General features: G+C 70.8%; 13 protein-coding genes. All 13 read left to right on the plus strand.

The window, feature by feature from the left end; translation table 11 throughout:
* Positions 1-111 precede the first annotated feature (111 nt).
* Entirely contained in the window at positions 112-408 is a 297-nt protein-coding gene (gene groES / locus M1D56_RS04230) for a co-chaperone GroES (protein WP_039394204.1), read from the plus strand.
* A 163-nt stretch (positions 409-571) separates the two neighbouring features.
* Positions 572-1,516 (plus strand): EamA family transporter RarD, encoded by a 945-nt coding sequence (gene rarD / locus M1D56_RS04235; RefSeq protein ID WP_456284789.1) that lies wholly within the window; start codon positions 572-574, stop codon positions 1,514-1,516.
* 298 nt (positions 1,517-1,814) lie between these two features.
* Positions 1,815-2,972, plus strand: a complete 1,158-nt coding sequence (locus M1D56_RS04240; RefSeq protein ID WP_456284790.1) for a hypothetical protein — start codon at positions 1,815-1,817, stop codon at positions 2,970-2,972.
* Positions 2,973-3,377: 405 nt separating this feature from the next.
* Positions 3,378-4,283, plus strand: coding sequence for a metal ABC transporter substrate-binding protein (locus M1D56_RS04245; RefSeq protein ID WP_456284791.1), 906 nt, complete (start codon positions 3,378-3,380; stop codon positions 4,281-4,283).
* Positions 4,280-5,005 carry a metal ABC transporter ATP-binding protein gene (locus tag M1D56_RS04250; RefSeq protein WP_456284792.1) on the plus strand — a complete coding sequence of 242 codons (726 nt, stop codon included), beginning with the start codon at positions 4,280-4,282 and terminating at the stop codon, positions 5,003-5,005. Before M1D56_RS04245 ends, M1D56_RS04250 begins: the two co-directional genes overlap by 4 nt.
* A complete protein-coding gene (locus M1D56_RS04255; protein WP_271172332.1) occupies positions 5,002-5,856 on the plus strand; it encodes a metal ABC transporter permease in 855 nt (284 codons plus the stop codon). Before M1D56_RS04250 ends, M1D56_RS04255 begins: the two co-directional genes overlap by 4 nt.
* A 129-nt stretch (positions 5,857-5,985) precedes the next feature.
* A complete protein-coding gene (gene guaB, locus M1D56_RS04260) occupies positions 5,986-7,488 on the plus strand; it encodes an IMP dehydrogenase (protein WP_455968281.1) in 1,503 nt (500 codons plus the stop codon).
* A gap of 88 nt (positions 7,489-7,576) precedes the next feature.
* Entirely contained in the window at positions 7,577-7,852 is a 276-nt protein-coding gene (locus M1D56_RS04265) for a DUF2277 domain-containing protein (protein WP_456284793.1), read from the plus strand.
* 56 nt (positions 7,853-7,908) lie between these two features.
* Positions 7,909-9,027: a GuaB3 family IMP dehydrogenase-related protein gene (locus M1D56_RS04270; RefSeq protein ID WP_271172329.1), complete on the plus strand. Its 1,119-nt coding sequence runs from the start codon at positions 7,909-7,911 to the stop codon at positions 9,025-9,027.
* Between the two features lie 65 nt (positions 9,028-9,092).
* Entirely contained in the window at positions 9,093-9,923 is an 831-nt protein-coding gene (locus M1D56_RS04275; RefSeq protein ID WP_282978266.1) for an SURF1 family cytochrome oxidase biogenesis protein, read from the plus strand.
* Positions 9,924-9,925: 2 nt separating this feature from the next.
* On the plus strand, positions 9,926-10,621 hold the full coding sequence (locus M1D56_RS04280) for a nucleoside/nucleotide kinase family protein (RefSeq protein ID WP_456284794.1): 696 nt from the start codon (positions 9,926-9,928) through the stop codon (positions 10,619-10,621).
* A gap of 91 nt (positions 10,622-10,712) precedes the next feature.
* Positions 10,713-11,231 (plus strand): DUF3817 domain-containing protein, encoded by a 519-nt coding sequence (locus tag M1D56_RS04285; RefSeq protein ID WP_282978194.1) that lies wholly within the window; start codon positions 10,713-10,715, stop codon positions 11,229-11,231.
* Entirely contained in the window at positions 11,228-12,805 is a 1,578-nt protein-coding gene (gene guaA / locus M1D56_RS04290; protein ID WP_456284795.1) for a glutamine-hydrolyzing GMP synthase, read from the plus strand. Before M1D56_RS04285 ends, guaA begins: the two co-directional genes overlap by 4 nt.
* Positions 12,806-12,808: the final 3 nt, after the last annotated feature.

Below are 12,808 nucleotides of genomic sequence, written 5' to 3' on the forward strand. Positions count from 1 at the left end.
TGGCACTCGCGTTGCGGGAGTGCCAGGTCCCGCCCTACACTGGCGTTAGCACTCTCGTCATGAGAGTGCGAACTGAGTCTTCCGTCGAAGCAACGAAAGAAGAGGTACACCGTGTCGGTTTCCATCAAGCCGCTCGAGGACCGCATCGTCATCAAGCAGGTCGAGGCCGAGCAGACCACCGCCAGCGGTCTGGTCATCCCCGACACCGCCAAGGAGAAGCCCCAGGAGGGCGAGGTCGTGGCCGTGGGCCCCGGCCGCATCGACGACAACGGCAACCGCGTTCCGCTCGACGTCGCCGTCGGCGACCGCGTCCTGTACAGCAAGTACGGCGGGACCGAGGTCAAGTTCGGCGCCGACGAGTACCTGGTGCTCTCGGCCCGCGACGTGCTCGCGGTCGTCGTCCGCTGACGACACGCCTTTCCTGAAGGGCCCGGCGCTTCGGCGTCGGGCCCTTCTGCATGCGCGCGATCCTGCCGAGGCTGCCGCGGTCTGGCAGGAATGCGCCGGAGGATGACCGCCGCGGCACCGTCCGGCCGCCCTCGCGGACCGCCTGCCGACCTAGGCTGGATCGGTGACCACGCTCTCCGCCACTGGATCCTCGGAACGCGAGCGGGCGCTCGGCACGGGGTACGGCTTCAGCGCCTACCTGCTGTGGGGTGTGCTCCCGCTCTACTTCGTCTTCCTCGCGCCGACCGGCCCGTGGGAGGTCGTCGCCTGGCGCGTCCTCCTCTCGCTCGTCTTCTGCGCCATCCTGCTCACCGTCGCGCGCGGATGGGGCCGGATGATCGCCGTGCTGCGGAACCCCCGTCTCGCGCTGTGGACGGCGATCGCCGGCGTCCTCATCTACGTCAACTGGCAGACCTTCCTCATCGCGACCCTCACCGGGCACGTCGTGGAGTCGAGCCTCGGGTACTTCATCAACCCGATCACGACGGTCGTCCTCGCGGTGCTCGTGCTGCATGAGCGGCTGCGCCCCGCGCAGTGGGCCGCGGTCGGCATCGCGGCCGTGGCGGTGGTCGTGATCGTCGTCGGATACGGCTCCGTGCCGTGGATCGCGCTCATCCTCAGCACGTCGTTCGGCCTCTACGGGCTCGTCAAGAACCGGATCGGCGGCGCGGTCGACGCGGTCAGCGGCCTCGCGCTCGAGACGATGTGGCTCGCGCCGGTCGCGGTCGTGCAGCTCGTCGTCGTCGCGGCGACGGCGGGGCTGACCTACGGCACCGTCAGCACGCTGCACACCGTGATGCTGTCGCTCGCGGGCGTCGCTACGGCCGTGCCGCTGCTGCTCTTCGCGGCAGGCGCCCGGCGCATCTCGCTGACGGCCGTGGGGCTCCTGCAGTTCATCGCGCCGATCCTGCAGTTCCTCGTCGGCGTCGTCGTGCTCCACGAGCCCATGCCGCTCGAGAGGTGGATCGGCTTCGGCATCGTCTGGGTCGCGCTCGTCGTGCTGAGCGTGGACATGATCCGGCACGCGCGCCGCCCCCGTCCGGCCCTGGAGCCCGAGCCCGTCGCCTGAGGTCGGGTTTCTGGGGCGGGGTCGCTCGGGCTTTCTGGGTCGAAGCGCGGCGGTTCCGGCCGCGGTCTTCGCCCGCTGAGGGTCACGGAGTCGGATGGCTGGGGCTGGCGTGCGCGTGTCGTGCGCAGGAGGCGACTCCAGCACCACCGGTCCGATTCCGGTGACCGTTGCGGCGGGTCGTGCATTTCGGGAAAACGCTTCCTCTCCTGGCTGACGCGTCGCTACTCTGCGAGTCAGTCGCCGTCCGCCGCGTCAAAGAGGACGCGGATCGCGGGCGGCGTGTCGAAGGGGACCCATCTTGAGACATGCTCATGCGCGGCGGCGCAGCCGCGCCATCCTGTCCGCGCTCGCGACGACCATCCTCTGCATCGCGGGACTGGCTCTCGCCGCCCCGGCCCATGCCGCCGGCACGAGCTGCACCGGCTCGACCGTGCACGGGGCCGCTGTGCAAGACGGCAGCACCTGGCGGGCGTATCGCGGCTCGACCCTCCTGTGGGAGGGTGCCGACATGCTCACGGCCATCAACACGGCCATCTCCGGCCTCGACGCGGGGAGGACGAGCAAGCAGCGCGTGGTCGTCAACGGATCCGGGACGATGAGCGCGAACGCCCGCATCACGATGCCGAGCTACACCACGCTCGAGTCTTGCGGCACGATCAACGTCACCGGCACCGGATCCGGGAATGTCGCGGGCGTCTACATGCGCGGCGCGCACGACATCGAGATCGCGCGGCTGCACCTGACGGGAACCCCGGTGTACGGGATCTTCGCGCGGAACGTCGACAACCTCCGCCTGCGCGACATCGACATGCGACTGAGCGGCGGCCTCGGCGTGCGCATCGACAACCTCGGCGACACGAGCGTGTACGCGAAGAACATCGTCATCGACAGCGTCTACGTCTCGGGCGCGGGGTCGCACGCCGTCGAGACGTACGGCGTGGACGGCCTCACGGTCGGCACTGTGACCGCTCGCGACGTGGCGCACTCCGGCCTCCTCCTCAACAACACGGTGAACGCGACGGTCGGCACGGTCGACGCCGTCGGCGCGGGCACGGGGACGGGCTATGCCGCGTTCCGCATCGCCAACAGGGCAGGTCGCATCGGCGACGCGTATCCGACGAACATCCGCGTCGGCACCGTCAAGGCGACCGGGGGCGGCCGGGGCGTCTTCTGCGTGTCGGAGAGCGGCGGACTCATCATCGACCGCGTCGAGCTCACGGATACCGGCAACAACCCCGTGCTCATCGAGAACTGCACGAATGTGAGCCTCGCCACGAGCGGCGGCACGATCTCGCGCGGCGACGTGCGCCTCGCCGAGCGGACGGAGTTTCCCGGCAACCGCGACATCACGCTGCGCAACCTCACGCTCATCAACGGCGCGCGCATCGTCGAGAACCCGTGTGCGGACAACCTTGTCATCTCGAACGTGACCGGGCCGATCGTGCGCTGCTCCTGACAGGAGGGGCTCGCGCGGGGCTCCGGAAGGAGCTCAGCGCGAGCCCTCTCCGCGGCCCGGCGGTAGCGAGGTGCGGCACGTCACGGGATTCGGATGGCTGCGGCTGGTGTGCGCGTGTCCTGCGCAGGAGGCTACTCGTGCCCCACGGATCCGATTCCGGTGACGGTTCTGGCTGCGGTCGTCGCCTGCCGCGGGTCGCGGATTCGGATGGCTGGGGCTGGCGTGCGCGTGTCGTGCGCAGGAGGCGACTCCTGCCCCACGGGTCCGATTCCGGTCACAGTGTGCCGGGCCCGGCGCCGCCAGCCGCGACTTCGCGCAGGCCCCGTCGTGCCATCCGCCTACCGCGCTTCGGCGCCCATCCGCAAGCGCCTTGTTTTCGGTTCACCGAAAAGCTACTTTTTCGGTATGCCGAAAAATCTCGTCCGGGGCGGCGCCGTCCTCGCGGCGGTCGCCCTGCTCTCGGGGTGCGCCGGGGGTGCCGCGCCCCCGGGTGACGACCGCCCGGTCGTCCTCACCACCTTCACCGTGCTCGCCGACATCGCCCGCAATGTCGCGGGCGAGCACCTCTCGGTCGAGTCGATCACGAAGGTCGGGGCCGAGATCCACGGCTACGAGCCGACGCCGGGAGACATCCGGCGCGCCGCCGACGCCGACCTCATCCTCGACAACGGCCTCAACCTCGAGGCGTGGTTCGCGCAGTTCGTGGACTCCGTCGACGTGCCGCACGTCGTCGTGTCGGAGGGCGTCGAGCCCATCGACATCGCCGGCGACGCGTACGCCGGCAAGCCCAACCCGCACGCCTGGATGAGCCCCGTCAACGTGCAGGTGTACGTCGACAACATGGTCGAGGCGTTCAGCGAGCTCGACCCCGAGCACGCCGACGACTTCGCGGCGAACGGAGAGGCCTACGCGCAGCAGCTGCAGGCCGTGCAGGACGAGCTCGTCGACGCGCTCGCGCCGCTGCCGGAGAACGAGCGGGCGCTCGTCACATGCGAGGGGGCGTTCTCATACCTCGCGCGTGACGCGGGGCTCACCGAGGCGTACATCTGGCCCGTCAACGCCGAGCAGCAGGCGACGCCTCAGCAGATCGCCGCCGCCATCGAGTTCGTCGAGGCGAACGGCGTCCGGGCCGTGTTCTGCGAGTCGACGGTGTCGGACAAGCCGATGCAGCAGGTCGTCGAGGCGACGGGCGCGGCGTTCGGCGGCACGCTCTACGTCGACTCCCTCTCCGAGCCGGAGGGGCCCGTTCCCACCTACCTCGACCTCATCCGGCATGACGCGTCGCTCATCGTCGAGGGGCTGACCGGATGAGCCCCGCGATCGAGGTCGCCGACATCACGGTCCGCTACCGAGACATCCTCGCTCTCGACGCCGCATCCGCGACGGTCGAGGCCGGGAAGGTGACGGCCCTCATCGGGATGAACGGGTCGGGCAAGTCCACGCTCTTCAAGACCGCGCTCGGGCTCATCCGCCCCGACGCCGGCAGCGTCCGCATCGAGGGCGGGTCGCCCGCCGTCGCCCGTCGACGCGGCATCGTCGGCTACGTGCCGCAGAGCGAGGACGTCGACTGGGCGTTCCCGGTCTCCGTGCGCGACGTCGTCATGATGGGGCGCTACGGGCGCCAGGGCCTGACGCGGCGCGCCCGCCCCGATGATCGCGCGGCCGTCGAGGAAGCCCTCGAGCGGGTCGACCTCGTCGATCTCGCAGACCGCCAGATCGGCCAGCTGTCGGGAGGCCAGCGCAAGCGCGCGTTCGTCGCGCGCGGCATCGCGCAGGAGGCGCGGATCCTCCTGCTCGACGAGCCCTTCGCCGGTGTCGACAAGCGCTCCGAGGCGACGATCGTGCGACTCCTTCGCGAGCTCGCGGCCGACGGCTGTGCGGTGCTCGTCTCGACCCATGACCTGCACGCGCTTCCCGCGCTGGCCGACGAGGCCATCCTCCTCCTGCGCAGGCCCCTCTTCCACGGCCCGGTCGGCGAGGCGCTGCGGCCGGAGAACCTCGCACGCGCCTTCGGGCTCGGGGAGGCCGCATGAACCCCCTCGACCTCCTCCTCGAGCCGCTGCAGTACGACTTCATGGTGCGCGCGCTCGCCGCGACCGTCGTCGCCGCGGTCGTCTGCGCCCTGCTGTCGTGCTGGCTCGTGCTCGTCGGATGGTCGCTCATGGGCGACGCCGTCTCGCACGCGGTGCTGCCGGGCGTCGTCATCGCGTACATCCTCGGCGCGCCGTTCGCGCTCGGCGCGCTCGCCTTCGGGCTTCTCGCGGTCGCGCTCATCGGCGTGCTCCGCGACACGAGCCGCGTGAAGGAGGACGCCGCGATCGGCATCGTCTTCACGACCCTCTTCGCGCTCGGGCTCGCCCTCATCTCCGTGACGCCGAGTCAGACCGATCTCAACCACATCATCTTCGGCAACATCCTCGGCGTCTCCGACGGCGACCTCATCCAGATCGGCGCGCTCGCCGCGGTCGCCCTCGTCGTGCTGCTCGTGAAGCGACGCGATCTCACGCTCTACGCGTTCGACCCGACCCATGCGTTCGCGATCGGGCTCTCGCCCCGTCTGCTGGGCGCCATCCTGCTCGGCGTCCTCGCGCTGACCGCGGTGGTCGCGCTCCAGGTGGTCGGCGTCATCCTCGTCGTCGCGATGCTCATCATCCCGGGCGCGACCGCGCACCTCCTCACCGACCGATTCGGGCGGATGCTCGTCATCGCGCCGATCCTGTCGGCCGCCTGCTCGGTGATCGGCATCTACCTCAGCTACTGGCTGGATGCCGCGTCGGGGGCGCTCGTCATCCTCGTCCAGGGCGTCGTCTTCACTCTCGTCTACCTCTTCAGCCCACGGCACGGAGTGGTCGGACGGCGGATGGCGCGGGCGCGCGCCGCCTGAGGCTTTCCTGTGCGCGGGGTGTGAGCGAGACGGCGCCGCTCTCCGGGCGCGCCGATAGAATCGGCGCACGGGACGGCGATCCCTCCCGTACCGGAGCAGCCCACACCGCGTCGGCAGGAGACACCCCCAATGACAGAACACGACCCGTTCGGCTTCGTCGGCCTCACCTACGACGACGTGCTGCTCCTCCCGGGGCACACCGACGTCATCCCCAGCGAAGCGGACACGTCGTCGCGGCTCACCCGCCGCATCCGGGTCGCCATCCCGCTCCTCTCGAGCGCGATGGACACCGTCACCGAAGCGCGGATGGCGATCGCGCTCGCCCGCCAGGGCGGCATCGGCATCCTCCACCGCAACCTCTCGATCGCCGACCAGGCCGCGGCCGTCGACCGCGTCAAGCGCAGCGAGTCGGGCATGATCACCGACCCGATCACGACCTCGCCCGACGCGACGATCGCCGAGGTCGACGCGATGTGCGCGAAGTACCGCATCTCGGGTCTGCCCGTCGTCGACGAGGACAACCGCCTCATCGGCATCATCACGAACCGCGACATGCGGTTCGTCTCCGACATCCAGCGCCCCGTGACGCGCGTGAAGGACGTCATGACGAGCGAGGGCCTCATCACCGGCCCCGTCGGCATCGCCGCCGAGCAGGTCATCGCCCTGTTCGCCGAGCACCGCGTCGAGAAGCTGCCGCTCATCGACGACGAGGGCAAGCTCGCCGGCCTCATCACCATCAAGGACTTCGACAAGAGCGAGAAGTACCCCCTCGCCACGAAGGACGACCAGGGGCGCCTCCGCGTGGGCGCCGCGATCGGCTTCTTCGGCGACGCGTGGGAGCGCGCCGAGGCGCTGCGCGACGCGGGTGTCGACGTCATCGTCGTCGATACGGCCAACGGGCAGTCGCAGGGCGTCATCGACATCGTCCGCCGTCTCAAGTCGGACGAGTCGTTCGCGCACATCGACGTGATCGGCGGCAACATCGCCACGCGCGAGGGCGCCCAGGCGCTCATCGAGGCGGGCGTCGACGCGGTCAAGGTCGGCGTCGGCCCCGGCTCGATCTGCACGACGCGCGTCGTCGCCGGTGTCGGCGTGCCGCAGGTGACCGCGATCTACGAGGCGTCGCTCGCGGCGCGCGCCGCCGACGTGCCCGTCATCGCGGATGGCGGCCTCCAGTACTCGGGCGACATCGCGAAGGCGCTCGTCGCCGGCGCCGACACGGTCATGCTCGGGTCGCTGCTCGCGGGCACGGAGGAGTCGCCGGGCGAGATCGTGTTCCAGGCCGGCAAGCAGTTCAAGCAGTACCGCGGCATGGGCTCGCTCGGCGCCATGCAGACGCGCGGCAAGCAGACCTCGTACTCGAAGGACCGCTACTTCCAGGCCGACGTCCCGAGCGACGACAAGCTCATCCCCGAGGGCATCGAGGGCCAGGTGCCCTACCGCGGGCCCCTCTCGGCCGTCGTGTACCAGCTCGTCGGCGGGCTGCGCCAGTCGATGTTCTACGTCGGTGCGCGCACGATCGACGAGCTCAAGACCCGCGGCAAGTTCGTCCGCATCACCTCGGCGGGTCTCAAGGAGTCGCACCCGCACGACGTGCAGATCGTCGTCGAGGCGCCGAACTACAAGCGCTGAGCCGCTCGACAGAAGGCCCCCGCCTTAGCGGGGGCCTTCGTCGTCGGCACCCCTGGACCCCTCCGAGCCCCGGGCGTACCGTGCGGGTATGTGCCGAAGCATCCACACCCTCCACAACTTCGAGCCCGCCGCGACCTCCGAGGAGGTGCAGGCGGCGGCGCTGCAGTACGTCCGCAAGATCGCCGGCACGACGAAGCCGTCGAAGGCGAACCGCGAGGCGTTCGACCGCGCGGTCGCGGAGATCGCCCACGCCACCCAGCACCTGCTCGCCGACCTCGTCGCGACGACACCTCCCAAGAACCGCGAGGAGGAGGCCGAGAAGAAGCGCGCGAAGGCCATCGCCTCCGGCCGCTACGCGGCCTGATCGCGCGCCGCGGCGCGGATCCGGATGGCCGTCACCCGGCCAGGTAGGCTGGGCGGGTGAGCAGTGACATCGAGCTGGGCCGCGGCAAGCGGGGTCGACCCGCGTACACGTTCGACGACATCGCGGTCGTGCCCTCGCGGCGCACGCGCAACCCCGAGGACGTCTCCACGACGTGGGCGATCGACGCGTACACGTTCGACGTGCCCGTCGTCGGCGCGCCGATGGACTCGGTCGTGAGCCCGCAGACCGCGATCATGCTGGGCAAGCTCGGCGGCCTCGGCGTCCTCGACCTCGAGGGTCTGTGGACGCGCTATGAGGACCCGGAGCCGCTGCTCGCGGAGATCGCGTCGCTGCCCGAGCGCTCCGCGACCGCCCGCATGCAGGCGCTCTACTCCGAGCCGATCAAGCCCGAGCTCATCACGGCGCGTCTCGCCGAGATCCGCGACGCCGGCGTCACGGTGGCCGGCGCGCTGTCGCCGCAGCGCACGAAGGAGCTCTACGAGACGGTCGTCGCCGCGGGCGTCGACCTGTTCGTGATCCGGGGCACCACGGTGTCCGCCGAGCACGTCTCGAGCGCGGCCGAGCCGCTGAACCTCAAGGAGTTCATCTACGAGCTCGACGTGCCGGTCATCGTCGGCGGCGTCGGCACGTACACGGCCGCCCTCCATCTCATGCGCACGGGCGCGGCCGGCGTGCTCGTCGGCTTCGGCGGGGGAGCCGCGTCGACGACCCGCGCGACCCTCGGCGTCACCACGCCCATGGCGACCGCGGTCGCCGACGTGGCCGGTGCGCGTCGCGACTACCTCGACGAGTCGGGCGGCCGCTACGTGCACGTGATCGCCGACGGTGGCGTCGGGACCTCGGGCGACATCGTGAAGGCGCTCGCCATGGGCGCGGACGCGGTGATGCTCGGCGTCGCGCTCGCCCGCGCGACCGATGCGCCCGGCAACGGCTACCACTGGGGCCCCGAGGCGCACCACCCGAAGCTCCCGCGCGGCCACCGCGTGAAGGTCGACCAGGTCGGCACGCTCGAGGAGGTCCTCTACGGGCCCGCCCTCGTGGCGGATGGCACGGCGAACCTCATCGGGGCGCTGCGCAAGTCGATGGCGACGACGGGATACTCCGACCTGAAGGAGTTCCAGCGCGTCGACGTCGTCGTGAACCCCGTGCACTGATGGCCGATCCCGCGCCATCCGCTGCGAGCGAGACGCAGGTCTTCCCGCCGACGCTGCGCGAGGTCATGCTGCGGCCGCGCTGGATCGCGATGCTGCTGCTGTGCCTCGTCGTGGCCGGCGTGTTCTCGTGGCTCCTGCAGTGGCAGCTCGCGCGCGCGATCGACACCGATCCCCCCGAGGACGGCGCGACCGAGATCATCCGCCCGATCGACGAGGTCGTGCGGCCGGGGCAGTACCTCGACGACGCGCTCGTCGGCCAGAAGGTCTCCCTCGAAGGCCAGTGGGTGCCGGGCGACTTCATCGTCGTATCGTCGCGCTTCGACGACGGCGTCGAGGGCTACTGGGTCACGGGGCAGTTCGCCCTCGCGGTCTACCCCGAGAGCCGGTCGATCGCGGTCGCGCTCGGCTGGACCGCCTCCCGCGAGGACGCCGACGCCGCCGTGGCCGCACTCGAGGAGCGCGCGGAGGAGAAGTACGTCGCCCCCGAGCTGCGGCACGTCGTCGACTGGCAGCCGACGCCCCTCACGGGGCGGGTCATCTCCGACGAGGGGCCGCAGCTGCCGCCGGGTGACGACGTCGACGAGATGACGCGGATGTCGCCTGCCGCGCTGCTCAGCCGATGGCACGACACCGAGATCGACGGCGAGCGGATCGACGTCTACCGCCCGTACCTCACCTCGGATGACCCGGTCGCGGGCCTCGTCGAGACGGAGCTGACGGCGATCTCGTCGCCGGCTCCCGAGGTGGCGGGGCCGGTCAACTGGCTGAATCTCTTCTACGCGGTCGAGTGGGCGGTGTTCGCGGCGTTCTCGTTCTACCTCTGGTATCGCCTCGCGAAGGACGCGTGGGAGCGCGAGCTCGAGGAGCTCGCGGGCGGCGACCCCGACGACGAGTAGCCGTGGCCTCCGAAGCTGACCGGCGCACGGGCCCGCCCGCTGAGCGGGTCGACGAGCTCGCCCGGCGGATCGAGCTCGCCGCGCGCACCCGGCGGCGGTTCCTGCTCGGGGTCGCGGGCAGCCCAGGGGGAGGGAAGACCACCCTCGCGGCGGCCCTGGTGGCGGCGCTCAACGCGCGCCACGCGGGCATCGCGGTTGCGCTGCCGATGGACGGGTTCCATCTCGCGAACGCGACGCTCGAGCGACTGGGCCTGCGCGACCGCAAGGGAGCGATCGACACGTTCGACGGCTGGGGATTCGTCGCGCTCCTCGAGAGGGTCCGCCGCGAGACGGATCACACGGTCTACGCGCCCGCGTTCGAGCGCGACGTCGACGAGGGCGTGTCCGGGGCGATCGCGATCGAGCGGACGGCTCGGGTCGTCATCGTCGAGGGCAACTACCTGCTCATCGACCGGGAGCCGTGGCTCGGCGTCCGGGAGCGGATGGATGAGGTCTGGTTCTGCGCGACGCCCCCTGCCGAGCGCGAGTCACGGCTTGTCGAGCGGCACACACGGCACGGGCGGACGCCCGAGGCGGCCGCAGCGTGGGCACGCGACGTCGACGGCGCGAACGCCGTGCTGATCGAGGGATCGCGCGTCCGCGCCGACCTCGTCGTCTCGGGGATCACCGGCGAGTCGCTGGGGCCGCCGACGGGCTGACGTCGGCGGTGGACGGCGCCCCGCCCGCGCAGCGGCCGCGGCCATCCGCCCATCGGCGAACCGCCAGGTGCGCCCCCACTAGAATCGAGGTATGCCACAGCCGCGGGTCTCATCCTTCCCCCAGATCCGCCGGGCGCTCCGCTTCTACCAGGTCTGCTCGGTCATCACGGGCGTCGGACTGCTTCTCCTGTGCGCCGAGATGGTGCTGAAGTACACGCCGCAGCTGGCCGTCGAGCTGTTCTTCCTCGACTCCCACGGCCTCTTCGCGTTCCGCGAGGTCGTCCCGAGCCCGACGGGGGAGCTCATCTCGACCGGTGACGGCATCAATCTGTCGCTCGGCATCCTCATCGTCCACGGCTGGTTCTACGTCGTGTACCTCTTCGCGTGCTTCCGCGTGTGGAGCCTCATGCGCTGGCCGTTCTGGCGCTTCCTGCTGCTCGCCGGCGGCGGCGTCGTGCCGTTCCTCTCCTTCTTCATGGAGTACTTCGTCGCCCGCGACGTCAAGCGCTACCTCGCCCAGCGCGAGGAGACCGCCGCCGAGAAGCGGGCCGCCAAGGCCGCCTCCGGCCCCTCGACTCCGTCCGCACCGACCCAGGAGGTCCCCCGATGAGCGCAGACACCGCTGCGCGCCCCGTCCTCGTCGTCGACTTCGGCGCGCAGTACGCCCAGCTCATCGCACGTCGCGTGCGTGAGGCGGGCGTCTACAGCGAGCTGGTGCCGCACACGATCACGGCCGCAGAGGTCGCCGAGAAGAACCCCGTCGCGATCATCCTCTCGGGTGGGCCGTCGTCGGTGTACGAGCCCGGCGCACCCTCCCTCGATCCCGGCGTCTTCGAGCTCGGGATCCCCACGCTCGGCATCTGCTACGGCTTCCAGGTCATGGCCCAGGCGCTGGGCGGCGAGGTCGCCCACACCGGTCTGCGCGAGTACGGCGCGACCGATGCGACCGTCGTCGGAGACGGCGGCGTCCTGCTGGGCGGCCAGCCCAGCGAGCAGAACGTGTGGATGAGCCACGGCGACCAGGTCGCCCAGGCGCCAGAGGGCTTCCAGGTGCTGGCCTCCACGGCCGTCACGCCCGTCGCCGCCTTCGGGAACGACGAGCGCTGCCTCTACGGCGTGCAGTGGCACCCCGAGGTGAAGCACTCCGACTTCGGCCAGAACGTGCTGGAGAACTTCCTGCACAAGGCCGCGGGCCTCCCCGCCGACTGGAACAGCGGCAACGTCATCGAGGAGCAGGTGCAGCGCATCCGGGAGCAGGTCGGCTCGGCGCGCGTCATCTCGGCCCTCTCCGGCGGCGTGGACTCGGCGGTCTCGACGGCCCTCGTGCACCGCGCGATCGGCGACCAGCTGACCGCCGTCTTCGTCGACCACGGGCTCCTCCGCAAGGGAGAGCGCGAGCAGGTCGAGAAGGACTACGTCGCCTCGACGGGCGTCCGCCTCATCACGGTCGACGCGGCCGAGACCTTCCTCGGCCACCTCGCGGGCGTCACCGACCCCGAGGAGAAGCGCAAGATCATCGGCCGCGAGTTCATCCGCGCCTTCGAGAAGGTGCAGCGCGAGCTCGTCGAGGAGGCCAAGGCCGAGGGCGAGCCCATCCGCTTCCTCGTCCAGGGCACCCTCTACCCTGACGTGGTGGAGTCGGGCGGCGGCGCCGGCACGGCGAACATCAAGAGCCACCACAACGTCGGCGGTCTGCCCGACGACCTCGACTTCGAGCTCATCGAGCCGCTGCGCACCCTGTTCAAGGACGAGGTGCGTGCGATCGGCCGCGAGCTCGGCCTCCCCGAGGCGATCGTCGGCCGCCAGCCCTTTCCGGGGCCCGGCCTTGGCATCCGCATCGTGGGCGAGGTCACCGCTGACCGTCTCGAGATCCTGCGTGACGCCGACGCCATCGCGCGCGAGGAGCTGAGCGCGGCGGGCCTCGACAGCGAGATCTGGCAGTGCCCCGTCGTGCTGCTCGCGGACGTCCGCTCGGTGGGTGTGCAGGGCGACGGCCGCACGTACGGCCATCCGATCGTGCTGCGTCCGGTCTCGAGCGAGGACGCGATGACCGCCGACTGGACGCGTCTGCCGTACGACGTGCTGTCGAAGATCTCCAACCGCATCACGAACGAGGTGCGCGAGGTGAACCGCGTCGTGCTTGACGTCACCTCGAAGCCCCCGGGGACGATCGAGTGGGAGTGATCC

The organism is Microbacterium sp. JZ101 (genome assembly GCF_053903175.1).